The organism is Mesorhizobium sp. PL10, from assembly GCF_053714315.1.
Map to the genome: position 1 here is coordinate 83625 of NZ_JBSKBR010000004.1, position 26794 is coordinate 110418.

23 protein-coding genes and 1 tRNA gene are annotated in these 26794 nt (G+C 62.4%); 8 read left to right on the plus strand and 16 right to left on the minus strand.

The genetic code is table 11. The annotated features are described in order from the left end of the window. Positions 1-7 precede the first annotated feature (7 nt). Positions 8-853: an EamA family transporter gene (locus tag ACWGTO_RS08785; protein ID WP_454574471.1), complete on the plus strand. Its 846-nt coding sequence runs from the start codon at positions 8-10 to the stop codon at positions 851-853. Here ACWGTO_RS08785 and ACWGTO_RS08790 read toward each other — a convergent pair. The 13 genes from ACWGTO_RS08790 to ACWGTO_RS08850 form a co-directional block, all read right to left on the minus strand. Next, positions 840-1157 (minus strand): Dabb family protein, encoded by a 318-nt coding sequence (locus tag ACWGTO_RS08790; RefSeq protein ID WP_454574472.1) that lies wholly within the window; start codon positions 1155-1157, stop codon positions 840-842. The genes ACWGTO_RS08785 and ACWGTO_RS08790 overlap by 14 nt on opposite strands. Positions 1158-1179: 22 nt before the next feature. Beyond that, positions 1180-2808 (minus strand): GMC family oxidoreductase, encoded by a 1629-nt coding sequence (locus ACWGTO_RS08795; RefSeq protein WP_454574473.1) that lies wholly within the window; start codon positions 2806-2808, stop codon positions 1180-1182. A 12-nt stretch (positions 2809-2820) separates the two neighbouring features. Further along, the gene (locus tag ACWGTO_RS08800) at positions 2821-3588 is read right to left on the minus strand and encodes a 3-ketoacyl-ACP reductase (protein WP_454574474.1); all 768 of its coding nucleotides are present in this window, start codon (positions 3586-3588) and stop codon (positions 2821-2823) included. A gap of 245 nt (positions 3589-3833) precedes the next feature. Continuing rightward, on the minus strand, positions 3834-5336 hold the full coding sequence (locus ACWGTO_RS08805) for an FAD-dependent oxidoreductase (RefSeq protein ID WP_454574475.1): 1503 nt from the start codon (positions 5334-5336) through the stop codon (positions 3834-3836). A gap of 68 nt (positions 5337-5404) precedes the next feature. Next, positions 5405-6520 (minus strand): ABC transporter ATP-binding protein, encoded by a 1116-nt coding sequence (locus ACWGTO_RS08810; RefSeq protein ID WP_454574476.1) that lies wholly within the window; start codon positions 6518-6520, stop codon positions 5405-5407. Between the two features lie 21 nt (positions 6521-6541). Continuing rightward, positions 6542-7486 carry a carbohydrate ABC transporter permease gene (locus ACWGTO_RS08815; RefSeq protein ID WP_454574477.1) on the minus strand — a complete coding sequence of 315 codons (945 nt, stop codon included), beginning with the start codon at positions 7484-7486 and terminating at the stop codon, positions 6542-6544. Beyond that, on the minus strand, positions 7483-8433 hold the full coding sequence (locus ACWGTO_RS08820) for a carbohydrate ABC transporter permease (RefSeq protein WP_454574478.1): 951 nt from the start codon (positions 8431-8433) through the stop codon (positions 7483-7485). Before ACWGTO_RS08820 ends, ACWGTO_RS08815 begins: the two co-directional genes overlap by 4 nt. A gap of 154 nt (positions 8434-8587) precedes the next feature. Next, positions 8588-9841, minus strand: coding sequence for an ABC transporter substrate-binding protein (locus ACWGTO_RS08825; protein ID WP_454574479.1), 1254 nt, complete (start codon positions 9839-9841; stop codon positions 8588-8590). Between the two features lie 58 nt (positions 9842-9899). Further along, the gene (locus tag ACWGTO_RS08830) at positions 9900-11411 is read right to left on the minus strand and encodes an aldehyde dehydrogenase family protein (RefSeq protein WP_454574480.1); all 1512 of its coding nucleotides are present in this window, start codon (positions 11409-11411) and stop codon (positions 9900-9902) included. 10 nt (positions 11412-11421) lie between these two features. Beyond that, the gene (locus ACWGTO_RS08835) at positions 11422-12198 is read right to left on the minus strand and encodes an enoyl-CoA hydratase/isomerase family protein (RefSeq protein WP_454574481.1); all 777 of its coding nucleotides are present in this window, start codon (positions 12196-12198) and stop codon (positions 11422-11424) included. Further along, positions 12191-13792: an acyl CoA:acetate/3-ketoacid CoA transferase gene (locus ACWGTO_RS08840; protein ID WP_454574482.1), complete on the minus strand. Its 1602-nt coding sequence runs from the start codon at positions 13790-13792 to the stop codon at positions 12191-12193. The genes ACWGTO_RS08835 and ACWGTO_RS08840 overlap by 8 nt, the downstream gene beginning before the upstream one ends. Further along, entirely contained in the window at positions 13789-14805 is a 1017-nt protein-coding gene (locus ACWGTO_RS08845) for a Gfo/Idh/MocA family protein (protein ID WP_454574483.1), read from the minus strand. The genes ACWGTO_RS08840 and ACWGTO_RS08845 overlap by 4 nt, the downstream gene beginning before the upstream one ends. Beyond that, the gene (locus ACWGTO_RS08850) at positions 14802-15860 is read right to left on the minus strand and encodes a LacI family DNA-binding transcriptional regulator (RefSeq protein WP_454574484.1); all 1059 of its coding nucleotides are present in this window, start codon (positions 15858-15860) and stop codon (positions 14802-14804) included. Before ACWGTO_RS08850 ends, ACWGTO_RS08845 begins: the two co-directional genes overlap by 4 nt. A 240-nt stretch (positions 15861-16100) precedes the next feature. Here ACWGTO_RS08850 and ACWGTO_RS08855 point away from each other — a divergent pair, with 240 nt between their 5' ends. The 4 genes from ACWGTO_RS08855 (at position 16101) to ACWGTO_RS08870 (ending at position 20667) form a co-directional block, all read left to right on the plus strand. Beyond that, entirely contained in the window at positions 16101-17255 is a 1155-nt protein-coding gene (locus ACWGTO_RS08855; RefSeq protein WP_454574485.1) for a dihydrodipicolinate synthase family protein, read from the plus strand. A gap of 105 nt (positions 17256-17360) precedes the next feature. Then, complete coding sequence (gmd, locus tag ACWGTO_RS08860) at positions 17361-18431, plus strand: GDP-mannose 4,6-dehydratase (RefSeq protein ID WP_454574486.1); 1071 nt, start codon at positions 17361-17363, stop codon at positions 18429-18431. Positions 18432-18440: 9 nt separating this feature from the next. Then, a complete protein-coding gene (fcl, locus tag ACWGTO_RS08865; protein ID WP_454574487.1) occupies positions 18441-19409 on the plus strand; it encodes a GDP-L-fucose synthase in 969 nt (322 codons plus the stop codon). Positions 19410-19431: 22 nt separating this feature from the next. Beyond that, positions 19432-20667, plus strand: a complete 1236-nt coding sequence (locus tag ACWGTO_RS08870) for a hypothetical protein (RefSeq protein WP_454574488.1) — start codon at positions 19432-19434, stop codon at positions 20665-20667. A 171-nt stretch (positions 20668-20838) separates the two neighbouring features. Here the strand turns inward: ACWGTO_RS08870 and ACWGTO_RS08875 are convergent, their stop codons facing one another. Next, positions 20839-23109: an alginate lyase family protein gene (locus ACWGTO_RS08875; RefSeq protein WP_454574489.1), complete on the minus strand. Its 2271-nt coding sequence runs from the start codon at positions 23107-23109 to the stop codon at positions 20839-20841. A gap of 277 nt (positions 23110-23386) precedes the next feature. On the opposite strand from ACWGTO_RS08875, the gene ACWGTO_RS08880 reads away from it, so the two are divergent. Together ACWGTO_RS08880 and ACWGTO_RS08885 are read left to right on the plus strand one after the other, a co-directional pair. Continuing rightward, a complete protein-coding gene (locus ACWGTO_RS08880) occupies positions 23387-23593 on the plus strand; it encodes a hypothetical protein (RefSeq protein WP_454574490.1) in 207 nt (68 codons plus the stop codon). A 260-nt stretch (positions 23594-23853) separates the two neighbouring features. Then, positions 23854-24564, plus strand: coding sequence for a hypothetical protein (locus ACWGTO_RS08885; RefSeq protein WP_454574491.1), 711 nt, complete (start codon positions 23854-23856; stop codon positions 24562-24564). Between the two features lie 303 nt (positions 24565-24867). Here ACWGTO_RS08885 and ACWGTO_RS08890 read toward each other — a convergent pair. Beyond that, positions 24868-24942, minus strand: a tRNA-Val gene (locus tag ACWGTO_RS08890). 114 nt (positions 24943-25056) lie between these two features. Continuing rightward, positions 25057-25419: a cell cycle two-component system response regulator CpdR gene (gene cpdR / locus ACWGTO_RS08895; protein ID WP_006199474.1), complete on the minus strand. Its 363-nt coding sequence runs from the start codon at positions 25417-25419 to the stop codon at positions 25057-25059. A 164-nt stretch (positions 25420-25583) separates the two neighbouring features. Here cpdR and ACWGTO_RS08900 point away from each other — a divergent pair, with 164 nt between their 5' ends. After that, entirely contained in the window at positions 25584-26525 is a 942-nt protein-coding gene (locus ACWGTO_RS08900; RefSeq protein WP_454574492.1) for an N-formylglutamate amidohydrolase, read from the plus strand. The last annotated feature ends 269 nt before the right edge of the window (positions 26526-26794 follow it).

Genomic DNA, 26794 nt, shown 5'->3' on the forward strand with positions numbered 1-26794 from the left:
ACCCTCCATGACGCTGTTCGTCTTCTTCGCGGTGCTTGCCGCGGCCGCCATGCACGCGATCTGGAACGCACTGGTCAAGGTCCATCTCGACCGCTTCCTGTCGATCACGCTGATGACGCTGGGCATGGGGTTTGCCGCGCTGTTCGTGCTGCCCTTCGTGGAGTTTCCGAAGGCCGAAGTGTGGCCCTACATCATCGCCTCGGTGATCTTTCACATGGGCTACCGGACTTTCCTGATCGGCGCCTACAAGGCCGGTGATTTCGCCCAGACCTATCCGCTGGCGCGCGGCACGGCACCGCTGCTGACCGCGCTCGGCGGCGTTGTCGTGGTGCAGGAGATGCCGGCGCCGTTCGCCATCTTGGGGATCCTGCTGCTGTCGGCCGGCACGCTGGTGATGTCGTTTCGCGGCGGCGCCCATCTAGAGCGGATCAATCTGCGCGCGGTCGGCTTTGCGCTCGGCACCTCGATCTTCATCTCCAGCTATACGCTCTCCGACGGAAGCGGCGCGCGACTGGCTGCGACGGCGCAGAGTTATGCCGCCTGGCTGTTCGTCTGCGACGCCCTTGGCGCGCTGGTGCTGTGCCTCGTCTATCGCGGACCCAAGGCACTGCCTGTGCTGGCGCGTGACTGGAAGGCCGGGCTGTTCACCGGAGTGCTCAGCGGTGCCGCCTACTGGATCGTCATGTGGGCGATGACCAAGGCGCCGATCGCCTCGGTGGCGTCGCTGCGCGAGACCTCGATCCTGTTCGCCATGATGATCTCGGTCTTAGCGCTGGGCGAAAAGATGACGGGCTGGCGTGGCGCCGCCGCGCTCGGCATCGTCGCCGGTGTCGTGGCGCTCAGGCTGGGCTGAACTCAAGATCAAACACTATCAGCCCATCGGTCCCGCCTTCAAGGGCCGCGACCAGTCGAGCGCCGGCGCGCTGATGCGCTTCATGCACGAGGTAGGCGTCGCGGGCGGCGGCATCGCGGAAGTCGATGGTGAAGCCGTGGCTGAAACCGCGGCTGAACGGCTCCGGGCTGACATTGGCGCTGAAATGGACGGTGTCCATGCCGTCGACCACGGAGCGAAGCGCCTCGAGGTCGGCGTGGATTGCCGTCCGCTCGGCGGCGGGAACATCGCCGCGGAAATTTACGAAGACGCAGTGCCGGATCATTTGAGAGCCTTTCCTGAACTTGTTACGCGGCGCGATTGCCGGAGAAAACGGCCGGCGGCAGCGGCTCGCGGCCGAGGATAATATCCGAGCCTTTTTCGCCGACCATGATGGTCGGCGCATTGGTGTTGGAGGAGGGCACGCGCGGCATCACCGAAGCGTCGCAAACCCGCAGGCCTTCGATGCCGCGCAGGCGCAGGTCCGGCGTCACCACGGCCATGGCATCGTTGCCCATGCGGCATGTGCCGACGGGATGATGGTCAGTCTTCGAACTGCGGCAGGCATAGTCGAACAGCTCATCGTCGCTGGCGAGCGAGGGACCCGGCAGCACCTCGCGCATCACGTAGGGCTGAAGTGCACTCTGCCGCATGATTTCGCGCGCAAGCCTGAGACCCTTGATCGACATGGTGCGGTCGTAAGGATCGGACCAGTAGTTGGGATCGATCAGCGGGTGGTCGGCCGGATCATCGCTCTTCAGCCGCACCGTGCCGCGCGAGCGCGGGCGCAGGAAGGCGGAGTTCAAGGTGACGCCAGGGTTTTTCAGCTTCTCGACGCCAGCTTCGATGCCGGAGCCGAGGCCGAGATGGAACTGGATGTCCGGCGAGGCAGCAGTCGGGTCGGCGTACCAGAAGCCCCCGGTCTCGAACAGGCTGGAGGCGACCGGCCCCTTCTTCAACAGTAAGTACTGCAGGCCAGCCCAGGCGGTGCGGTGCAGCTTCGCGTAATTGTCATAGGTGTGGTCGCCGGTACATTCGCAGATGACGAACAGGTCGAGATGATCCTGCAGATTGGAGCCGACGCCGGGCAGGTCATGGATCGGCGTCACACCGACGGATTTGAGATGGTCGGCGGGGCCGATGCCCGACTGCATCAACAGCTTCGGCGAACCGATGGCGCCGGACGAAACGATCACCTCGCGCTCGGCGCGCAGGACGGTCTTCTGGCCGCCGGGCTTGTCGACGATCTCGACGCCGATGGCGCGGCCTTTCTCGACGACGATGCGGGTGACCAGCACATCGGTCCTGACGGTCAGGTTCTTGCGGGCGCGTATCGGTTTCAGATAGGCGACCGAAGCGGATGAACGCCGGGCGTCCTTCTGGGTCAGCTGGTAATAGCCGACGCCTTCCTGGCTGGCGCCGTTGAAATCCGGGTTGAAGGGGATGCCCATCTCCTGGCCGGCGCGAAAATAGGCCTCGCAGATCGGCAGCGGCGAAATCGGGTTCGACACGCCGAGCGGGCCCTGGTCGCCGTGATAGTCGTTGGAAAAGCGCTGGTTGTCTTCGGCCCGCTTGAAATAGGGCAGCACGTCGCGATAGCCCCAGCCGGTCAGGCCCTCTTCGTTCTCCCATGCCTCGTAGTCGCGTGCGTTGCCGCGCGTGTATATCTGGGCGTTGATGGAAGAGCCGCCGCCGACAACCTTGGCCTGCGTGTACCAGAAGACGCGGTCCTGCATGTGCTTTTGCGGCACGGTCGACCAGCCCCAGGAAGCAATGCCCTTGGTCATCTTGGCAAAGCCCGCCGGCATGTGGATGTAGGGGTGCCAGTCCTTGCCGCCGGCTTCCAGCAACAGCACAGAATTTGAAGGTTCCTCGCTCAGCCGGTTGGCGAGAACGCAGCCGGCCGGGCCGGCGCCCACGATGATGTAGTCGGTCATGACACTATCCACCTACAATCGCGGCACGGAGAGCGCGCCGTCGACATTGATAATCGAGCCGGTCGAAAAGCCGAGCTTGCCGGCGGCAAGCGTCGCCACGACCGCGCCGATGTCGGATGTTTCGCCCCAGCGCTTCGCCGGCACCAGGCCGCCGTCGATCAGGGCGTCGTATTTGGCGGTGACGCCCGCCGTCATGTCGGTGCGGATGATGCCCGGGCGCAGCTCGAAGACGCCGATGTTTTCCGGCGCCAGCCTGAGCGCCAGGTTCTTCACCCACATGGATAGGCCAGCCTTGGAGATGCAGTAGTCTGAGCGTTCCGGCGAGGCCATTTCGGCGCTGACCGAGGTGATGGTGATGATCGACCGGGGATGATCGCTTGGGGTCGCCAGCATTGCCCTGGCGACGGCCTGGCTGAGGAAGACGGTGCCGCGCAGGTTGATGTTCAGCGCACGGTCGAAATTTTCGGGCTTAAGCTCCAGCAGGTCGCCGCGCACGACGGCGCTGACGCCGGCATTGTTGACGAGACAGTCGATGCGACCGAAGGCGCGTGTGGCTGCGTCGACCAACACAGCGTGATCGTCGAGGTTGGCGATGTCACATCTGATATAGGCGAACTTCGCACCACGTGCGGTGATATTCTTGGCCAGTCCGTCTGTGGCTTTCTCGACCAGATCGGCGACCAGAATGTCGAAGCCTACATCGGCCAGCGCCTCGGCGCAGGCGAGCCCGATGCCGCGCGCGCCGCCAGTGACGATGGCCGCCGGGCGGGTCAATCGCATGAGGCGCTCCCCCACTCCGTCTCGGCTTCGCCGAGCCACCTCTTCCCCCACATTCGTGGGGGAAGAGGAAATGCCAACCACTGACGTCGCTGCCTCGAAAGGTTCGGGTTTCCTCTCCCCCACGAACGTGGGGGAGAGGTGGCTGCGCAGCGGCCGGAGTGGGGGGCTGGCATTGGCATATGCGATTGACCCGCCGTTTACGGGGAGAAGGTGCCGGCAGGCGGATGAGGGGCGGCGCTGACCTCTCATCTTACAAGCTCCGTCTTGCGGATGTGCTCGGCCACGCGCAGCGCTTGTGCTGCAATCGACAGTGCTGGGTTCACCGCAGCCGAGTTCGGCAGGAAGCTCGCATCAACAACGAACAGATTCCGGTGGTCGAAGGCACGGCAGTATGGATCGAGCGGCGAGGTCGCCGGATCGTCCCCCATCTTCACCGTGCCGCACTGGTGCGACGGTGTGCGCTTGTCGAAGGGGCGCGACAGCACGATGGGGTAGCCGCAAGCGCGGAAGTGTTCGCGCATCACCTTGGTCAACCCATCGAGCGACTGCATGTTGGAGCGCCGCCACTGCATGACGATGTCCTTGCCGTCGACCATGATACGGCTTTCCGGATCGGGCAGGTCCTCGCACATCAAATACCAGTCGACGGCGTGGCCGGCCATGTAGTCCAGCGCGAATTTCGGCACCGACTTCACATTGGCCTTCAGCATATTGCCGTCGATCTTGCCGAGCAGCTGGACGTTGCCGAGCGGCTTGCCGCCCTTGCCGTCTGAGAGATAATAGTCGTTCAGCATCAGCGTCTTCTGGTAAACGCTGTCGTTTCTGCGGCGCGGATCGATCGCCAGCATGGCGCTCGAATTGTGGTTCATGAAATTGCGGCCGACCTGATCGGAGCGGTTGGCGAGGCCTTTGCCATCGGTTGAAGGCGAGCGCAGCAGAATGACGGCGGAATTGACCGCGCCGGCGGACAGGATGACCAGCTTCGGCGCCACCTTTTTCAGCTCGCCATTTTGCCGGTAGTGGATGGCAGCGATGCTTTTGCCGTCGGGCGCCGCCTCGAGATATTCGACGTAGCAGCCGGTCTCGAGCCGGATGTTGCTGTCCTTGAGCGCTGCCGCCAGCGGCGCCGTCTGGGCGTCCATCTTGCCTTGCCCCGTGTTGGGGAAAGCATCCCAACCGGTCTTGCCCTCTTTGAGCCAGGTGTCGATGTCGACGCCGAGCGGCAGCGAGGCCGGATGCAGGCCGAGGCCTTTCAGCTCGGCGCGCGCGCGGGCGATCGGCGCTTCATCGGGCACCGCCGAGAAGGCATAGGGGATCGAGTGGAACGGTTCGGTCGGATCCTCGCCCAGCGAGCCGCGGACGCGAAACAGCTGCTCGGCTTTGGAGTACCAGGGCTCGAATTCGTCATAGGAAAAAGCCCAGGCCGGCGAAACGCCGCCAAAGTGCTCCATGGCCGAAAAATCTTCCTTGCGGTAGCGGATCAGCACCGCCCCGTAGAATTTCGAATTGCCGCCGACATAGTAATAATTGCCGGGATTGAAGGCGGCGCCGCCGGCCTCGCGCCACATCTCCTTGGGACGGTAATAGCCATCAGCGAAGATAGAGCGCGTGTCGCGCGCATGCGGGGTCGCCGGCAAGGGCTCGCCGCGTTCCAGCATCAGGATCGAGGCGCCGCTGCCGGCCAGACCGGAGGCGATCGTGGCGCCGCCGATGCCGGAGCCGATGATGACGATGTCCGGTTTTGTCATGGTCTAAAGGTCTTCGTTTTGATGCATGTCGTAGCCCCAAAACCGGATCCACTTTTGGGCGACATGCATCAGCGAATGCGGCTCTCGGTCGCCGGATCGAAGAACACTGCCTTGGTCAGGTTGAAGGCCAGCGGCGTGCTGGTGCCCGGCTGGATATTGGCGTCGGCGCGCAGCCGCGCCACAACGGGCTTGCCGCCGAGATTGGTCACCGCGAAAGTGTCGGAGCCCGCAGGCTCGACCACTTCGATGTGCAGGTCGGCGGTGGCGATGTTCGAGGCGTTGCGTTCGGCGCCTTCCGGATCGGTCAGCGCTTCCGGCCGGACGCCGAAGATGATCGGCTTGCCCTGAAATTCCGAGAGGCCCGCCGGCGCATTGGCCATTGGCAGCGTGATCGGCTCGCGCGCCTCGCGCTGTAGCACGACGGACAGCGCATTGCCCGAGGTGGCAATGGTCGCCGGGATCAGGTTCATCGCCGGCGAGCCCATGAAGTCGGCGACAAACAGGTTGGCGGGGTTGTTGTAGATCTCGGCCGGAGTGCCGAACTGCTGCACCTCGCCGTCGCGCATGACGGCGATCTTGGTCGCCAACGTCATCGCCTCGATCTGGTCGTGGGTGACGTAGACGATCGTCGTGCCGGTGGTGGCGTGCAGGCGCTTGATCTCGATGCGCATGTCGACGCGCAGCTTGGCGTCGAGGTTGGACAAAGGCTCGTCGAACAGGAACAGTTTGGGGTCGCGCACCAGTGCCCGGCCCATGGCGACGCGCTGGCGCTGGCCGCCGGAAAGCTGGCTCGGCTTGCGGTTGAGGAGGTGGCCGATCTGCAGGACTTTCGCCACCTTGTCGATCGCCTTCTGGCGTTCGTCGGCCGGCACGCCGCGCATCTCCATGCCGAAGGAGATGTTTCCGGCCACGGTCATGTTCGGGTAGAGCGCATAGCTCTGGAACACCATGGCGATGTCGCGCTTGGACGGATGCAGATCGTTGATGGCGCGGCCATCGACGCGGATCTCGCCCTCGGTGATCTGCTCAAGGCCGGCGATGGTGTTGAGCAGCGTGGACTTGCCGCAGCCGGACGGACCGACCAGCACCAGGAAGCCGCCCTTTTCGAGTTCGACATCGATGCCCTTCAGGATCTCAACGTTCCCGAAGCGCTTCTTCAGCCCATCAATTTCCAGAAAAGCCATGGGTTATTCCTTCCTGATAGCTCAGCCCTTGACCGCACCGGCCATCAGCCCGCGCACGAAATAGCGGCCGGCGACGACATAGACGATCAGGGTGGGGAGCGCGGCGATCATCGCCGCGGCCATGTTGACGTTGTATTCGACGACTCCGGTCGAGGTGTTGACGACATTGTTCAGCGCCACCGTCATCGGCATTACGTCGCCGGAGCCGGCATAGGCGGAGGCGAACAGGAAGTCGTTCCAGATGTTCGTGAACTGGTAGATCACCGTCACAACGATGATCGGCAGCGAATTGGGCAGCATGATGCGCCGAAAGATCTGGAAGAAGGAGGCGCCGTCGACCTGTGCCGCCTTAATCAGCTCGGTCGGGAAGGCTTCGTAATAGTTACGGAAGAAAAGCGTGGTGAAGCCAAGGCCGTAGACGACGTGGACGAAGACGAGATTGACGGTCGAATTGCCGAGGCCGAAATTAAAGCCGGTGGCGTTCTGCAGGGTGACACCGAAGCGGCCGAGGCTGCCGAGGATCGTCGCCATCGGCAACAGCACCGACTGGAATGGGATGAAGCAGGCGAACAGCATCATGGCGAAGACCAGCGTGTGGCCGCGGAAGCGCCATTTGGTCAGCACATAGCCGTTGAGCGCGCCGAGCAGCGTCGAGATCAGCACCGCCGGCACGACCATCTTGATGGAGTTCCAGAAATAACCCTTCATGCCGACACAGGTCAGGCCCGAGCAGACTTCGCTCCACGCCTTTATCCATGGTGCGAAAGTCGGCTCATGCGGCAGCGACAGCATGTTGCCGTTCTGGATCTCGTCCATGGTCTTGAACGACGTCACCAGCATGACGAAGAGCGGCATCAGGTAGAAGATCGCGAACAGGGCCAGCAGCCCGTAGATGACGATGCGGTTTATCGTCCTGGCGCGCATGCCGCTCGAAGCCTGGCGGGCGGGTGAAGTGACGGCGCTCATCGCGACTTCTCCCTTAGCTCGGAATAGAGATACGGAACGATGATGGCCGTGATGGTCATCAGCATGATCACCGCGCTGGCCGAACCGACCGCCATCTCGTTGCGCTTGAAGGTGAACTCATACATAAAATTGGACGGCAACCAGGCCGAGCCGCCGGGGCCGCCGCTGGTCAGTGCAACCACCAGATCGTACGACTTGATGGCGAGGTGCGCGAGCACGATGAAGGCCGACAGGAAGATCGGCCGCAGCAGCGGAATGACGATACGGCGATAAAGCTGGAAGGTGCTGGCGCCGTCGATCTGCGCCGCCTTCATGATCTCGCCGTCTATGCCGCGCAGGCCGGCCAGGAACATCGCCATGATGAAGCCGGAGGCCTGCCAGACGCCGGCGATGACCACCGTGTAGATAACGAAATCCTTGTTCTTGATCCAGTCGAAATGGAAGCTCGTCCAGCCCCACTGATGCAGCGTCTGTTCGAGGCCGAGACCGGGATCGAGGAACCATTTCCAGGCGACGCCGGTGACGATGAAGGACAGCGCCATCGGGTAGAGATAGATTGGCCGCAACACGCCTTCGCCGCGGATCTTCTGGTCGAGCAGGATGGCCAGGAACAGGCCGAGCGCCAGGCAGATACCGATGTAGAGGAAGCCGAAAATGCCCATGTTGGTGATCGAGGTGTACCAGCTCGACGGCGGGTCGCTCTCGAAGGTCCAGCGCCACAGCCGCTGATAGGCGCGGGGGCCGGTGATGGCGTAGGACGGGAAGGTCTTTGAGTTGGTGAAGGACAGATAGATCGTCCAAAGGATGAAGCCATAGACGAAGACGATCGTCGCCGCGAAGCTTGGCGCCAATACGATCTTCGGCAGGGCGTCCTGCAGGCGCGAGCGCACAGAGGGGCGCGACCGCTCCGGCGTCAGCTTGATCTGTGTTGTCGCTACACTGCTCATGAGGCTCCTCCCGTTTCGGGTCGTCCATGCTCTGCCGTCAGGCGGCAAGGCGGCCCGGTGCATACGGGTCTTTGGTCGGCATGGTGTTCAAGCCGTCCAATCCTGAGGTGAAACCTTCCCCGCCGAAGCGGGGAAGGTGTTTGGTGGCGAGCGCTTACTTGGCGTCGTCGATTGCCTTGACCAGTTCGGTCACGGCTTCGTCCGAGGTCTTGATCTGACCATGGACGAACTTCGACACGACGTCCTTGTAGGCATTGGCGACTGCCGGAGGCGCGCCATAGCCTTGGGCCAGCGAGCCGAACAGCGTGCCGCCTTCGTTGGCAGCCTTCAGGTCGGCGATGCCCTTCTTGCCGCAAGCGTCGAAGTCGGTGTCCGGAACGTCGGTACGGGCCGGAACCGAACCCTTGACGACGTTGAAGGCCGACTGGAAGCTCTTCGACAGGGTGGCGGTGGCCAGCGCGACCTGGGCGGCCTTGCGGTCGTCCGGAACGTTGAACATGCCAAACATGTCGGAGTTGTAGACCACTGAGCCTTCCGTGCCCGGGAAGCGATAGCACAGGAAGTCCGTGCCCGGGGTTTTCTTGGCGGCGTTGAACTCGCCCTTGGCCCAGTCGCCCATCACCTGCACCAGGGCGTCGCCCTTGATGACCATGGCGGTGGCAAGGTTCCAGTCGCGGCCCGAGAAGTTCGGGTCGACATAGGTGACGAGCTTGGCGAGGTTGTCGAACGACTTCTTCATCGTGTCCGACTTGAGGGACTCGTCGTCGAGGTCGTTGAAGGCCTTCTTGTAGAACTCAGGTCCGCCGGTCGACAGAACGACCGAGTCGAACATTGTGGCTTCCTGCCAGTTCTGGCCGCCGAGAGCGAGCGGGATGACGCCAGCCGCCTTCGCCTTGTCGAGCAGGGCGATGAAGTCGTCGAAGGTCTTCGGCTCGGTGCCGCCGATCTTGTCCATCACCGCCTTGTTGATCCACAGCCAGTTGACCGAGTGGACGTTGACCGGAGCCGCGACCCACTTGCCGTCATAGACGGAGAATTTCTGCAGGGCTGCCGGAACCGACTTGTCCCAGCCTTCCTTCTTCGCCGTTTCGGTCAGGTCGCCCATGACGCCGGCCGCTGCGTAGTCGAGCACCGTGTAGCCGAGCATCTGCGATGCGGTCGGGTAATTGCCGGCCGCGACCATTGCTTTCAGCGCGGTCATGGCGGCGTCGCCGCCACCGCCGGCCACCGGCACGTCCTTCCAGGCATAGCCTTCCTTGGCCAGGTCACCCTTGAGCACGTTGAGGGCAGCCGCTTCGCCGCCCGACGTCCACCAATGCAGCATCTGCACTTCCTTGACGTCCTCGGCATGGGCCGAGAAAGCAAAGGTCGTCGCCAGAGCCGTTCCGATAAGCAGTTTGCGCAACATGTACTACCTCCCTTGTTGCATTACACGACCGGTGGAAGCCCACCGGGTTCTTCCAAACTCAGCCGACCCACCAACCGGTGCGCTGGCCGCGATGAAACTGGATTGTCTTTTCCTCGGTATAATCCTCGACAGCGCGTTTGCCGAGTTCGCGTCCGATGCCGGACTGCTTGTAGCCCCCGAATGGCAGCTCGGGGTAGCCTTCCATGAATGTGTTCACCCAAACCGTTCCCGAACGCACACCACGCGCCACCGACATACAGGTGTCGATGCTGGCGCTCCACACCCCTGCCGACAGACCATAGGGCGTGTTGTTGGCGATGTGCAACGCCTTTTCAATCGTTTCAAAAGTCAGCACGGAGAGCACGGGCCCGAACACTTCCTCACGCGCAATCGCCATGTCCTCGGTAACGCCGCTAACAATCGTCGGATCGAGGTATTGGCCGGCGTTGGAGGCCAGCTGGCCACCGCCGCTGTAGACATTGCTGCCGTCTTTCGCCGCTGCCGTGACGTAACCCGCGACTTTACTCAGATGATCGGCGGAAATCATCGCGCCGACCTTGGTGCGGTCGTCGAGCGGATCGCCGACCGCTACCTTGGCGGTCAGGGCCTTCACCGCCGCGAGGAAGTCTTCGGCGATCGCCTCATGCACGATCAACCGGCTGCCAGCATTGCAGCACTCGCCGGCGTTGAAGAAGCCACCGAAGACAGCCGCATCGGCGGCAGCCTTGAGGTCGGCATCGGGGAAGACGATCTGGCCGTTCTTGCCGCCGAGCTCCATCGAGACTTTCTTAAGTGAATCCGACGCTGCCGCCATGGTCGTCTTGCCGACGCGGGTCGAACCGGTAAAGGACACCATCTCGACCAAGCGATGACTGACCATCGGCGCGCCGACATCGGCACCCAGTCCGGCCAGGATGTTGACGACGCCGGCAGGCAGGCCGGCCTGCATCAGTATGTCGCCGAGCACGAAGGTCGAGGCCGAGGTCATTTCGCTCGGCTTGACGACTGCCGTGCAGCCGGCGGCGAGCGCGAAGGGCAGTTTCTGGCTGACGATCAGGAAGGGGAAATTCCACGGTGTGATGATCGAGACGACACCGATCGGCTCGCGCAGCACGACACCCAACATGGCGTCACCGAGATTGGCGTAGCTCTCGCCATGCAGCGTGCGGGCGAGCGAAGCGGCATAGCGCCAGATGTCAACGGCGCCGCCAATCTCGCCGCGCGCCTGGGCGATCGGCTTGCCGGATTCCAGCGCATCGAGCCGGGCGATGTCTTCCAACCGGGCCTCGATGAGGTCAGCCGTTCTGAGCAGGATCGCGGCCCGTTCACCCGCCTTCATGCGCGGCCAGGGGCCGGTCTCGAAGGCCTTGTGCGCGGCCTGCACCGCCGCTTCCACCTCTGCCGTGCCGGCCTGCGCATATCGCGAGACGGTGAAGCCGTGGCCGGGGCTGTTGCGCTCTAGCATGCGACCATCGCGGGCATCGACAGGCTTGCCGTCGATCAGGAGCTTGTAAGCCTTCGGCGCCTTGGACGCCTCAGTCGGCATGGAAATGTTTAGCGGTGCGTTCATCGTGCTTTCTCTAGGATCTCGAAAAGGCAGGCTTCTGCTTGGCCTTGAAGGCGCCGACGCCGGCCTGGAGGTCGCCGGTCAGCGCAATGAAACCGCTGGCAAGGGCTTCCGTTGCGGCCGCACTTTCCTCGCCTTCGGCGACTGCGATCATCAGCTTGGCGGCTTCGGTTGCGAGCGGCCCGCGCTGGGCGATTTTTTCGGCCCACGTCTTGGCCTCTGCCAGCGCCTGGCCGGTCTCGACCATGCGGTCGACGATGCCGAGGGCGAGCGCGCCAGGGGCGGCAAAGACTTCGCCGCCGAGCGCCATGCGGCGCACGGTCTGCGCACCAAAGCGGCGCACGGCGCGCTGCGTGCCGGACCAGCCGGGGACGACGCCGATCGAGGTTTCGGGGAAGCCGAGCTTCACCTGCGTTTCCGCGATACGGAAGTCGCAGGCCACCGCCAGCTCCAGTCCGCCGCCCAACGCATGGCCGGAGAGCACGGCGATGGTCGGTTGCCTGAGCCGCGCCAGCCGGTCGAAGACGCGGTGGCCGTAGCGCACCCATTGCACCTGGAAGTCGGCGGCGCTCATCTGCGCCCAGGCCTCGACGTCGCCGCCGGCGCAAAACCCCTTGCCTTCGCCGCGAACCAGCACGACGCGCACGCCCTCAGCCATCTCGGCTTCGTCGAGCGCAGCTTCCAGCGCGCGCAGCATGGGAATGTCGAGCGCGTTGAACTTTTCCGGCCGGCGCAGCGTGACGATGCCGATGGCGCCGTCTTGCTCGAAGGTGACGAGGCGCTCAGCCATGCGCGCCTCCGAGCGAGGCGCCGCCATTGAGCGACAGGCCGATCGGGCGGTCCTGGTAGAGGGCTGCCGGTGTCACCTCGAGATCGTTGGCGACGGCGAGCGGTGTTTCGGACTGCGCCAGCACATCGCGTTCGAGATCGATCCCCGGCGCCAGTTCCGTCACCATCAGGCCGTCCGGCGTCAGCTTCATCACGCAGCGCTCGGTGACATAGGTGATGTCCTGTCCCTGCGCGACTGCACGCTTGCCCGAGAAAGAAATGTGCTCGACCTCGTTGACCACCTTCTTGACCTTGCCTTCCGCGTCGATGCGGATGCCGCCATCGGCCAGCGACAGTTTTGCGCCGGCATTGAACAAGCCGGAGAAGACGATCTTTTTCGCCCGCGCGGTAATGTCGACGAAGCCGCCGGCGCCGGCAGTGACATGCGGCCTTGCCGAAAGCTTCGACACATTGACCGAGCCGTGGCGGTCGATCTGCAGGAAGGAGAGCAGCGAGGCGTCGAAGCCGCCGGCCTGGAAATAAATGAACTGGTGCGGCGAGGGCATGATTGCCTCGGCGTTGGAGGCGCAGCCGAACTTGAAGTCGAGCAGCGGCACGCCGCCGACGGCGCCCTGTTCGATCACCCAGGTGACCTTGCCGTGCTGGCCTTCCTCAAGCAGGATGCGCGGCACGTTGGCCGAGATGCCGAAGCCGATGTTGACGGCCATGCCGTCGCTGAGTTCCATCGCAACGCGGCGTGCGATCACCTTCTGGATGTTCATCTCCGGCGTGCGGAAGGTCGACAGCGGCCTGAAGATCTCGCCGGAAATCGCTGGGTCGTAAGGCGTCAGTGTCGTCTGCAACTGATCCGGCGCAACCACGATATGGTCGACCAGCACGCCGGGCACGCGCACGTCATGCGGCTTCAGTGTGCCGTTTTCGACGACGCGTTTGACCTGCGCAATGACGATGCCGCCATTGTTGCGGGCGGCGAGCGCCTGTTCGAGGCCGCCGAGATAGGCGCCCTCATGCTCATAGGTGAGGTTGCCGCGTTCGTCTGATGTCGTGGCGCGGATGATCGAGATGTTGGGCACGATCGAGCGGAAATAGAGCCATTCCTCGCCGTCGAACTGCTGCACGGAGACGATCGGCTCGCTGGCTGCGGCATTCATGGCGCAGCCCTGATGGCGTGGATCGGCGAACGTGTCGAGACCGACCTTGGTCAGCACCCCCGGGCGCTTGGCGGCGGCCTCTCGGTGCATGTCGAACAGGATGCCGGACGGCACATTGTAGGCGGCGACCGAATTGTCGCCGATCATCTTCCAGATCTGCGGCGGCTCGGACGAGGACGGGCCAGAGGGGTAGGAGCCGCAAAGCGTGCGCTTCAACAGGCCGGGTTTGGCGAGATGATCGATGCCCTTGATGCCATACATGTCGCCGGCGGCGATCGGGTGCAGCGTGGTGATATTCTTGGGGTGGCCCTCCGCGTCGAAGCGCTCGCCGATGGCGGCCAGCACCGCATCCGGGCAGCCGAGGCCACTCGATGACGAGACGGACACGGTCATGCCGTCTTCTATGAGGCCGGCGGCTTCGGCGGCGGAGACGAGCTTGCTCACTTGGCGCTCCCCAGCTTGGGATCGATGGTGACCGCCTTGCCGGATTTTTCCGACTGCAATGCCGCTTCGGCCGAGGCCAGCGACCAGACGCCGTCCTCGCCGGTGGCCGATAGCTGGCCCTTGCCGCGGATCGCATCGTGGAATTGGCGCAGCGACCTGACGTAGAGATCTTCGCGCTCGAAGCTCAGCTCTTCCTCGCCCTTGGCGGTGCGCAGCAGCACCGATCCGACCGGCTTCTGCGTCATGACATTCCTGGCGATCAGCGAGCCTTCGGAGCCATGCACCTCGAAGCCGGTATCCGCGAATTTCGTGGTGAAGCCCTCATGCGACTGGGCGATGACGCCTGACCGGAAACGCCAGATGCACATTGCACCATCTTCCAGGCCGCTGCCTGCCATGCCGGCCGACTGGGTAAAGGCCGATATCTCGATTGGATCGTCGCCAAGCACGAAGCGCAGCGTGTCGGCATCGTGCACGGTGATGTCGAGCACCACGCCGCCGCCGGCCTCAGGCCTGGTGATGCGCCAACCCTGCAGGTTCTCGGGCAGGTAGACGGAATGGAAGACGCGCGCGGCGATCAGCTTGCCGATGCGGCCGGCCGATATGGCGTCGCGCATGGCGCGGTGGGCGCCGGCATTGCGCAGATGGTGGTTGGTGCCAAGCACGGTTCCGGCTGCCTTGGCGGCGGCGACCATGGTGCGCGCATCGGCGCTGGTCAGCGCCAACGGCTTTTCGCACAGAACATGCTTTCCCGCCTTGATCGCGGCCAGCGCCTGTTCGAGATGCAGTTCATTGGTGGTCGAGATGTAGACGGCGTCGATGTTGGTGCCGAGAAGGTCGTCCAGCGTCGAGACGGCAAGCGGAATGTTGTTTTCTCGAGCATAGGTATTGGCGCGCTCGGGGCTGGAGCTCATCACCGCTGATATCTCGCCATCAGCTTGCGCTCGGATGGCGTTGATCATGAATTGTTTGGCGATCGTGCTGGCGCCGATCAGTCCCCATCTGACGCTCATGCGGCGTCTCCCATTCCTGCAGGCCTGTTCTGGGTGCGGCGATCGGGACCGCAGCTTTCCCTGACGACCAGATTGACGGCGCCGATATGATCCTCGGCGCGTGTGGTGCGCGACTGGATCATCTTCAGCATGACGTGCGCGGCACGCTCGCCGAGACCGGGGGTATCCACCGAAACACTGGTCAGCGCCGGCATGTAATGCTCGGCCTCGACCACGTCGTCGAAACCGACGACGGCGAAATCCGCCCCCGGTTCCAGTCCGCGCTTGCGCAGCGCCAGCATAACGCCGAAGGCGACGGCGTCGTTGAAGCACAGCGCCGCCGTCGGCGGCTCGGCCATGGCAAGGGCGGTTTCCAGGCAGGCGATGCCGCCCCTGCGGCTGGTCTCGCCTTCGACGACAAGCACGTCGCGCCTGGCAATGCCTGATGTCTCGCAGGCTTCGCGAAAACCGCCCAGGCGCTCCTGATAGACGACCAGATCGGCGGTGCCGCCGAAGAAGGCCAGCCGGCGATGGCCCTTGCCGATGAGATGGGCGGCCGCCAGGTACGCGCCGCGATGATTGTCGGGCGCAATCACCGGGATGCGGCTGTCCGGCAGCCGGCGCATGGCAAAGACGACCGGCACACCTGCCGTCTCAAGGCGGCGGAAGGCGCCCGGCGTGGTGCCGCGCGCCGGTGACACGATCAGCCCGGCGACGCCCTGTTCCATCAACGACTTCAGGACTTCTTCCTGGCGCACCGGATTTTCCGCCGTGTTGGCGATGAAAGGCACGATGCCAGCCGACTGGAAGACACGCTCCATGCCGACCGCCAGCTCGGCAAAAAAGGGGTTGGTGAGATCGTTGATGACCATGCCGATGACGTTGGAGTGGGCCTTGCGCAGATTGGCGGCGCCGCGGTTGTAGACATAGCCGACATCCTCGATCGCCTTGCGAACCTTGCTGGCTGTCTCAGGTCTGATCAGCCCGCTGCCCTGGAGCACGAGTGAGACCGTCGATTTGGACACGCCGGCTTCGCGGGCAATGTCGAAAATCGTCGCCTTGGCCCGGCTGGCCATCCAGATAGTCCTCCCGGTGTTCTGTTCGAATTAATTGGAACGTTCTAAACGCCGGCCTCACTGAGAGTCAATCGGGATTTCCGCAAAACCCGAAAAAGTGATTGTTCCGGCCTTAAAGTCGAATAAGGCAAGGGGCTGCGTGTTGCGCCGCAGCATCCAACGTTGTCAATTCCCGGAATCGTAAAGCTTCTTGATTTATTGGAACGTTCCATTTATAGGCGCTGGCAAAGGGAGAATTTCATGGACATCACCTTGCCCGGGGAAGGTGGCCGCCACGCTCGCTATCGGCTCGTCGGCCAGCCGGCTGAGCCGGTTATCGGGGCGCGGTTTTCGCGCATCGCCTATGCCGCCGCCCATGTTGTGGCCGATCCGCTTGCAATGACCGACCCATGGTCGCAGCCCGCGGTCGACTGGGACAAGACGATGGCGTTCCGTCATCATCTGTGGCGGCTCGGCTTCCGCATCGCCGAGGCGATGGATACCTCGCAGCGCGGCATGGGTTTCGACTGGGAAAATGCGAAGGAATTGATCCGGCGCTCGATCGCCGAGGCACGCAGCGTCGAAGGCGCCGACCTCGCTTCCGGCGCCGGCACCGATCATCTGGCGCCGGCGGCTGCCAGAACGCTCGATGATGTCATTGGCGCCTACGAGGAACAGTTCGCTTTCATCGAGGGCCAGGGTGGCAAAGCGATCATGATGGCCAGCCGGGCGCTGGCCGCGGTGGCGAAGGCGCCGGACGACTATCTCAAGGTGTACGACCGCATCCTCAGCCAGGCCTCCGGCAAGGTCATCCTGCACTGGCTGGGCGACATGTTCGATCCGGCCCTGAAGGGCTATTGGGGTAGCGGCAATTTCGAGGCAGCGCTCGACACCGTCGTCGCCATCATCGAGCGCCATGCAGATAAGGTCGAGGGCATAAAGATATCGCTCCTCGATGCCGGCAAGGAAGTCGCCTTGCGCAACCGCCTGCCGAAAGGCGTCGTCATGTTCACCGGTGACGATTTCAACTACCCCGAGCTGATCGCCGGCGACGGCGAACGGCATTCACACGCGCTGCTGGGCATATTCGACGCCATCGCGCCGGTCGCCAACGCGGCCTTGGCGAAGCTGACTGACGGCGACCGCGCCGGCTATGACGCGCTGATGGCGCCAACGGTGCCGCTGTCGCGGAGAATCTTCGAGGCGCCGACTGAGTACTACAAGGCCGGCATCATCTTCATGGCCTGGCTCAACGGCCACCAGGACCATTTCGCCATGGTTGGCGGCATGCAATCGGCGCGCGGCATCCTCCACTGTTGCGACATCTTCCGCCTTGCCGACCGGGCAGGGTTGCTCGCCGATCCCGAGCTTGCGCTGACCAGAATGAAGCATTTCTGCGCGGTTTCGGGTGTCTGAGAACGGCACAATCGGCGGCTGAAAAGTATCCCCCACATGGGGGATTTGCCTTCTCGCTTCAAATCTGTATTCCGTTGCCGGGATTAGATGCGGACGAATGCGGCAATGACGGAAAAAGTGGCGCTCATCACCGGTGTAACCGGGCAGGACGGGGCCTATCTTGCAGAACTGCTTCTGCAGAAGGGCTATATTGTCCATGGCGTCAAACGCCGCTCGTCCTCGTTCAACACCGAGCGCGTTGACGACATCTATGTCGATCCGCACGAGCGCGGTGCGCGCTTCTTCCTGCATTATGGCGACCTGACCGACGCAACCAATCTCATCCGCCTGGTTCAGGAGACGCGGCCCAGCGAGATCTACAATCTCGGCGCCCAGAGCCATGTCCAGGTGAGTTTCGAGACGCCCGAATACACCGGCAATGCCGATGCGCTGGGCACGCTCAGGCTGCTGGAGGCGATCCGCATCCTAGGCATGGAGAGGTCGGTCCGTTTCTACCAGGCCTCGACCTCCGAGCTTTACGGCAAGGCGCGCGAAATCCCGCAAAGCGAAACGACGCCGTTCCATCCGCGCTCGCCCTATGCCGCAGCCAAGCTCTATGCCTACTGGATCACGGTCAATTACCGCGAGGCCTACGGCATGTTCGCCGCCAACGGCATCCTGTTCAACCACGAAAGCCCGACGCGCGGCGAAACCTTCGTCACCCGAAAGATCACGCGGGCCGTCGCCTCGATCCGGCACGGCCTGCAGGACACGCTCTATCTCGGCAATCTCGACGCCAAGCGTGACTGGGGCCATGCGCGCGACTATGTGGAAGGCATGTGGCGTATCCTGCAGCACAGCGAAGCCGACGATTTCGTGCTGGCGACCGGCGAAGCGCATTCAGTGCGCGAATTCGTCGAACTGGCGTTTGCCGAGACCGGTCGCACTATTCGCTGGCAAGGCGAAGGAGTCGACGAGGTCGGTGTCGATGCCGGCTCGGGCGCTGTGCTGGTGCGCATCGATCCGCGCTATTTCCGGCCGACCGAGGTCGACCTTTTGCTCGGCGACCCCGCCAAGGCCAAGGCAAGACTTGACTGGTCGCACACGACCGGCTTCAGGGATCTGGTGGCGGAAATGGTGCAGGCCGATCTGGCGCGCGCTGCCGTCGGCACGCGGCAGAGCAGCCGTTCCGCGTGAGGCAGGCCGATGGACGCGACATTTGAGCTGAAAGGCAAGCGCGTCTTCGTCGCCGGGCATTCCGGCATGGTTGGTTCAGCCGTCGTGCGACGGCTGGCGAGCGAGGATTGCGAGGTGCTCACCGTATCGCGCGACAGGCTCGACCTGCTCGACCAGGCGGGGGTGCAGCGCTGGATGGCCGAGCACAGACCGGATGCCGTGGTGATGGCGGCCGCCAAGGTCGGCGGCATCCTGGCCAATGACAGGTTCCCGGTCGATTTCCTGCAGGACAATCTGATCATGCAGAGCAATGTCATCGACAGCGCCTTTCGCTGCGAGGTGGGCAAGCTTTTGTTTCTCGGCTCGTCCTGCATCTATCCCAAGCTCGCGCCACAGCCGATCCCGGAAGACGCTCTGCTGACCGGCCCGCTCGAGCCCACCAATGAATGGTATGCGGTCGCCAAGATTGCCGGGCTGAAACTGTGCCAGGCCTATCGGCGCCAGTATGGCGTCGATTACATCTCGGCGATGCCGGCGAACCTTTACGGTCCAGGCGACAATTTCGACCTGCAGAGCAGCCATGTGGTGCCGGCTCTGATGCGAAAGGCGCATACGCTGGCACTAAGCGGCGGCACGAGGCTCGAGGTGTGGGGCTCGGGCACGCCGCGGCGCGAATTCCTGCATGTCGACGACGCTGCCGACGCGCTGGTCTGGCTGTTGAAGAATTATGCCGGCGACAGCCACGTCAATGTCGGCTCGGGGGAGGATGTCACCATTGCCGAGCTCGCCCAAACCGTCGCATCCGTCGCCGGCGTCGAGGCTACGATCGCCTTCGACACGACCAGGCCGGACGGCACGCCGCGCAAACTGATGGATGTGTCGCGGCTGTTTGCAACGGGATGGCGCCCGCGATACGCGCTTCGCAGTGGATTGGAACAGACATATGCGTGGTTTCTCCAGCATGTTGAAAAGGGTGACGTCCGCCTCGGCGCGGCCTGATCCCAATTCTCGGCATGCAAAGTTGATTGCCGCGACCAGGGATGACGGGCTGGGCGGCCGGTTCCTGGCCATGGTCAATGCAAAAGCGCTTGCCGATGCGACAGGCCACCGGTTTGGATTCACCTGGAAGAAAGCCGTCTCTGACAAGACGTTTCATACCGTCGATACGGTCGACAAAATATTTGATCCCGAATTCATCGAGAAACACTGGCTGGGCGAAAAGATCAGGGAGACGGATCTCGAGGTTCTCAAGAAAGGGAAATTCACCCGCGCAAGCCTGAATGCGTCAGCCCGCCGCCGAAGCTTATTTCGCGGCTGGCTTTGCAACGATTTCAACGTTCTGGAGTCTTTTCGCGACAGGGGAAAGCCGCTCGCGACATCCGAAACGATCAGGACGATCGGCTTTGCCGAGCCGGTGAACCACGCGCTGCGCGCGGCCCAGTCCTGTCAATTTCCGGGGCAAATGGCCGGACTGCATCTGCGCAGCGGCGATATCGTTCGCGGCAAATACCGTTCGATGCTGACTTTCAACGGCAAGGTGATCCCTGCGGCGCTGGCCAAGGCGATTGTCGCCGAGCTCGCGTCACGAGGCATGGCGACGCTGCTGGTCGGCCAGGATCGTGCGACGCTCGACTATCTGAGGTCGCAAACCGGCGCCTTGCTGACCGACGATTTCGGCGCCAACGAGTTCGAGGACCAGACGCTGAGGGCTTTTTTCGAGATGGCGCTTCTGGTGCGCTGCCAACGTATCTATGCCGGCAGCAGCGTGTTCGCATCGGTGGCCTCGGTGATGGGCGGCTCTGCGCGCATCAAGACCACCGCGCTGTTCAGCCCGCCCCGGGCGGCGCAGCTCATGCTCGAAGAGCTGGCGCAGCATCACGTCGACTATCATCCGCTCGAGGCTGCCTTCGGCTATTTATCGGCGTTCCTGGCCATCGAGGACGAAATCAGCCCGGCCAGAGCAAGGGAGATTCTTGGCAAAGGCTATGCGCTCGATCCTGAAAACGATGCCTATGCGCTCAAGATCGTGGCCTCTTATTTTCGCGAGAAGGATTACGCTGCAGGCGAAGCCATTTTGAAATCGTGCATGACGGCACAAATTCGAGGCGAGTCCCAAGGTGCCGCTGCCGATGCTTGTGGCCTTGTCGCGCAAGACGGTGCATGGCCACGCCATGGGCAAGGATTTCGCGTCCTACGGTGCCGCGGCCAGGGCCGGCCACCCCTATGCCGCGGCGTGCGCGGCCTATATTCTGCATGAGGCACTGGAGGACATGGAGTCGGCATCGAGCATGGCCACGATAGCGATTAAGGCTGAACCCAAAAATAGAATCTTCAAGCAGGTCGCGCGGCAGATGGGGTCAGGTGCATCAGGTAAGTCTGGCCGGCTATCGCAACTGCGATAGCGGCTCCGGAAGGCAGGCATAAGTATTTAGCCCCTTCGCCACCGCCAGAAGGGTGCGATGCCTTCGTCCGGGTGGAAAAGAGGCTTTGCGGCTTCCGCCTCGGCGGCGGAAATCGTCGCCTCAGGGTCGTGGCGCACCAGATCCAGCAACAGCGGCCAACGTCGGTCCGCGTCGATCGCTTCCGTGGCTTGCCGGCTGTCGATATTGGCCGCCAGCCAATGCAGAGCGTCAACCAGTCCCTGTCCCTGGTCTGCCCGGTGCTGCCAGAGGTCGTCACCGATCGAGGTCAGGAGGCGCGCCAGTGTCGTCCAGCCCTGCAGAGTAAACAGGGTATAGTGTATGGGCCGAGTGCGGGCTAGTTCCTTCGGCAGTGAACCGTCCGACGCGATCTGATCTGCCAATCTCTCCCTGGCATGAAGTCCGATCCCCGCCAGCGTGGTGCTATCACCCAGGAAAGCTGCGATCGATGCCCGCTGCAAATCGTAAAAGACGCCATGGTTGTTGGCGCGGTAGGACTCCGTCACAGCGGCGGGCGCGGTATCCAGCCATTTGGCGTACGAACCGAGCCAGGATCTGAACGTTTCGCGCTCCGTTGCGTCCAATGCGCCGGCACGCTCAATCAGACGAACAGCATCGAGGAAGAAATAGAGATCCTTGAGCTCGATAATGCCGGTCCCGTTGCCTTCATTGTCGTCGTGGCCGAACCGGACCTGCGCGTATCGCATATGCGGGTTCATCCTTGTAGCGGGGTCGATGAACCAGGTGCGGATCAGCTTGGCGGCGTGGCTGGAATAGCTTGGTTCGTCAAGCACTGTCGCCGCCAGCGCAAGCACGGTGGTGTCGTCAAGCAATCGCTGCAAGCGGGTGCGATCGTAGGTCTCGCTGCCGGCTTCGTAGAGTGCGGTGCCGGGTGCGCGCTCGCCGTCGCGCCGAATGAAGGGCAGGCCATCAGGGCTGTGGGGATCGGGCCACCAATAGGGCCCCGGTTGGAAATAATCGTGTCGGTCGCCGCTCGGCCCTACTGATGTCTTGTCCGTCACACTGAACGGACCTCGGGTGAGCGCCTGGTCAGCGCAGAGCCGCAGATGCTGCCGAAGGCCGGCGTCCTTGTTCCTTGAGGCGGCGGCGAGCGCCTTCTCGTCGTAGAAAACCAGCTGTGACGTATCGAGCCTTGCGGAGATTACAGCGGCGTCGCAACGGTCGATCATGGTGATGATCGCCTCGTCGCGGCTGAACGAGCGGGCAACGAATCCGGCCCGGCCGATTTCAAGATGCGCGCGCCCGGAATCCAGGCGCGCCACCCAGCCGGCAGTCTGGAAAAGTCCTGAATCCGCCGATGGGGGCGGGCGCGGGAAATCCCACGGGTCGTCGCGAAATCGGTCCCAAAGCCCGGGAATGCCGAGCCGCCACAGCATTTCAACCTTGGGCCGGCGCCCGTAGGGATGAGTTTCGTCGAACAACTCGGTCGTATCGGCCCTGAATATGATCTGCGGCTCTTCATTCGCCGGCGGGTTGAAATTCTCTTCGAGCAGGGCCGTGTTGTCGACGATGCGCGCCATCGGTACGATGACATAGGGCAGATACGGCCTCGCCTCGATTGCCCGGCGTATCTGCCTGAACGCCTGCTCGGTCAGAAAACAGTTTCCGTCCCATGGCATCAGCCACTTCGCCCGCGTGCGGGCCATCTCGAGCGCTTTGTTGCGGGCGCCGTTGTTGTTCATCAAATAGCGGTTCTTGCTGCTTCTGATGAGCGTTTCGTAACGTGCCGCCGTGAGTTCAGCCGATCGGCTGCCTTTGCTGGAAAACCGGAGCTCTTTTGCCGACAGCCTGTCGATGTCCCAAGGAATTCTGCCATAGGCGTCGAGATTGAAAGGGATGCGGTGAAAGCTCTGGCCACGGCCCTCCAGCAGCCCGACGATGCGAACCTCCTCTTCGGGATCGGCTATCCGATTGACGATCCAGAACTTGTCGCAGTCAGGAAAGGCCGGCTCATTGTCCAGGATGAAGCTGGCATTGTCGAAGGACTGACCCTTGCGGTGCCGCGGCTCGAGATCGTTGCCGATGATGCGGACGAGCATGAAGCTGTCCTTCGCCGCCGCAATCGGCAAGGCAGGGTAAGCGTCACGCGTCGCCCTGAGGCGAAGCCTGACATCGCGCCTGTGCTCGAATGTTCGCTTTGCCGCAACCAGCACGCCGCCAAGTCTCGAACCCGGCGATTGGAGATATTTCCTCGCCCGCTTGAGTTCGAGGTAGATGCGTTGCCACGTCGGTTTCCGCTGCGCCGGAGTTGACGTCATGGCCACCCGCCTGAGCGAGCACGCCAATGGTCGGGGATAATCGACCATCCTGATGTCGTTGTTCGCATTGTTCCCCCCGAACATCGCGCCTGTTCCCAGCCTTAAGGCCATCGCGCCCGCTCGTCACGACTGAAAATTCGTCCAGGCATTGTCGCGCCAGCTCACCAGCCTGCGCAGGGAAGGCCTTGCCGGCAATTCAGTTTTGCTCGTGAACCATTTCGTTGCCGCACGCGACCAAGCGCTGTGTAGCAAACACGGTCCATCGCGGAGAACGTCCATGTCTATCACTTCAAGAAACGTCCTTCTCGCCGTCATCGCCGTTTCGGTGCTGGCGGGGTGTCAGACGGCGCCGCCGAGGGAATGCGGGAAGACCAAGCCTGGTGTCACCTACAACGGCAAATGCTGCGGCATCGGCACCCCGTGCCGTGAAGGCAGTAACAATCCTCATGACAAGCCCGACAGGCCCGATCCGCGGCCGCAATGATCCACGAGCCTGAATCGTCCCGGCTCGCGCCGGGACGTTTCCCTCACCCCCTGACCGGATGCAGTTAAGGATTGGGGGACCGCTATCCGGTTTTCCCTTAGATACCCTAGGTCAGATTGCGCCGAACGGCTGAAAGAAATCGCGAAGCCCGAGAAGACCGGGCGTTCAGATTATCGTCTTCTGCGGCGGGTGGGTTTCCTTTAACAATGGGAAGTGCTTTGTTCCGTACCCCAATCGACAAAGGTCAGGTGGCAAGGCCAGTGAGACAGGCCTACGACTTAGATGCTGTGGTAGAAAAGTTGAAAGCTAAGCCGAGGTTTAAGCGCTTGGTTGATTCTATCGGTCGCTATCGATCTGCCTGCTCCATCTACGAAGATTTGAGGTCTGCAAATGGAGCATTGAGGACACTTTCGGCAATCGAAAGCGATGCAGACAGCCGCGCCTCTTTTGGAGCCGCGTTAACATCTTTTGCCATTATCATGTATTGCCGAGCTGCGGTCTCTGATCAGCAAGGCCGACATAAAGTGGATGCCACCAGAGAGTTTTCGCCTGATCAGAAAGCTCGCCATCAAGCCATTGCCAACCTGCGAAATAGCGTCGTGGCGCATTTCGGAAAGCCTCAGGGTATTCACGCCGAGAATTGGAACAAGGAGCGTGCCACGCTTCGCTTCGTAGACGATCAAGGCGGTGTTAGATTTGTATTTGACCGAGCAAATTACCTCAAGGACGCCGTAACTGATTTATATGATATCGTCGCCACTGCGACCGTCACGACTGAGAAAATCATTGAAGAGCGTGCAGATAAGATGGGCGAGGAGTTCGTCAAGTTAGAAGGCGATGCCGATCTATCGAAAGCGCTGTCGGATTCGCCGTTCCTACCGGAGGAGTTTTTTAAAGCTCCAGAAAGCCTCGAAGAGTATTGGAGTGGTCACGCTTCACCTCGCGAAGTGTACACGCCAAAGCCAAGTTGAAGGACCAGCTCCCGCGCAGCATTTTCGTGCTGGTCGCAAACCTTTTGGCCGCCACCTTTCACGCGCCGCATCTTTTTGAGGCCATTCAGTATGAGCATTCTCGCGTAACCGACATCCTGGCCGCACAGTCGCTGCGCTACTCAGCTAACTCGAACTTTGTCCCGGCGACGCAGGCTTGCCTACGCAATGTGGTCCGCTGCGGCCCGACCTATCGGGCCCACAGCGTCAGCAAGCAATGGGCGCGCTGTGCAATCGGGTTTCTGTGTCAGACAGAAAGGTGACTCAGCTAAGTTATTCAAAGGATGGTGGGCGTGACAGGGATTGAACCTGTGACCCCTGCAATGTCAATGCAGTGCTCTCCCGCTGAGCTACACGCCCATCCGAAGCCGCGCATACACCATTTTTGATCCAGCGCGTCAATAGCCGGAAAAGGGAAAGAAAGGCTCGTTTTGTCGCGCCGTAGGCAAGCGGCCGCATCGCACTGGGCGTGCTTCAGGCGGCCTGCAGCATTTTTTCGACCTCGTTGACGAGATCGCGCAGATGGAAGGGCTTCGACAGCACCTTGGCGTCTTTCGGCGCCTTGGAATCGGGGTTGAGCGCGACGGCCGCGAAACCGGTGATGAACATCACCTTGAGGTCGGGATCGATCTCGGTGGCGCGGCGGGCAAGCTCGATGCCGTCCATCTCCGGCATGACGATATCGGTCAACAGCAAGGAGAAGGGTTCCTCGCGCAGCCGCTCATAGGCGCTGGCGCCATTGTCGAAATCGCTGACTTGGTAGCCGGCCCGCTCCAGTGCCTTGACCAGGAACCGGCGCATGTCGTCGTCGTCTTCCGCCAGCAGAATGCGTGCCATTGTGTCCCGTCCGAATCACCCCACCCAAGCCTGCCGTCCGGCAAGCCCGTTAACCATCCTGTATATGAGGAGGTGACGGTAAACATCAAGTGAACGCCGGTGGCATTAATCCTGATTTGACGGGCTTCCTGACATGCCGAAATGCTGGACATGCGGCCGATGAGGTGGCAGTTTCCCATCATGATGCATTGCTGTTTCCGGGTTCGTTCAAATTGACGACGGCAGCCGAGGATTTTTCGGTCGTTCCACCCTTCGAAATCCGATCGGGCGCCGAGCAGCGCGTTCCCTTCGTCTTCAACTCGCCGCATAGCGGGCGCTACTATCCCGACCGCTTCCTGGCCATGGCCAGGCTCGACCGCAACGCCATTCGCCGTTCCGAGGATTGCTATGTCGACGAGCTGTTCGGCGGTGCCGTGGCACTCGGCGCGCCGATGCTGGCGGCGAATTTTCCGCGCGCCTATCTCGACGTCAATCGCGAACCGTGGGAGCTCGACCCGCGCATGTTCGCCGAGCCGGTGCCGTCCTTCTGTAACATCCGCTCGGCCCGCGTCGCCGGCGGGCTCGGCACCGTGCCCAAGCTGGTGGGCGAGGGGCTCGACATCTATTCCGGCCGCCTGCCGCTGGCGGAGGCCGTCCAGCGCATCGAGGCCGTCTACAAACCCTTTCACGAGACGCTGAAGCGGCTATTGACCAGAACCCATGCGAGGTTCGGCTATGCCGTGCTGATCGACTGCCATTCGATGCCGGCGAGCATCAGGGTGGGCGAGAGCGGTTTGCGGCCTGATTTCATCGTCGGCGACCGTTTTGGCATCTCGGCCACGGCTGCGCTGACCGAGACGGCGATCGGCCTGCTGATCGGCATGGGTTATACCGTCGCCCACAACAAACCCTATGCCGGCGGCTTCATCACCGAGCATTACGGCCGGCCGGCGCGCCATCTGCATGCGCTGCAGATCGAGGTCAATCGCGGGCTCTACATGAATGAGCGGACGTTCCAGAAATCGGCTGGTTTCCATGCGCTGGCCGACGATATGGCGCGTTTTTCGGCCGACCTGATGGCAATGCCCGATGACCATTTCATCGACCTGCCGCTGGCCGCTGAATGACGCTGGAGCGGCGGCTAATTGTGGGATCCCGCGCCAGCCACGCCTCGGCGTAAAAAAAGACCGCATCGTTTGCACGACACGGTCGAAGTCTAGGGAGGAAACGCCCAAGGAGGGCATGGACAGGAAAACCTGTCCGAGAACAAATTTATTGTGCGATGCACAAATGTCAATCGAATTCGGGCTTATTTAATTCACTCTGATGTGGAAATTGCATTTGAACAGCGCCGATGTGACATTTTGGCAACGATTATCTCTGCGATAAATCGATA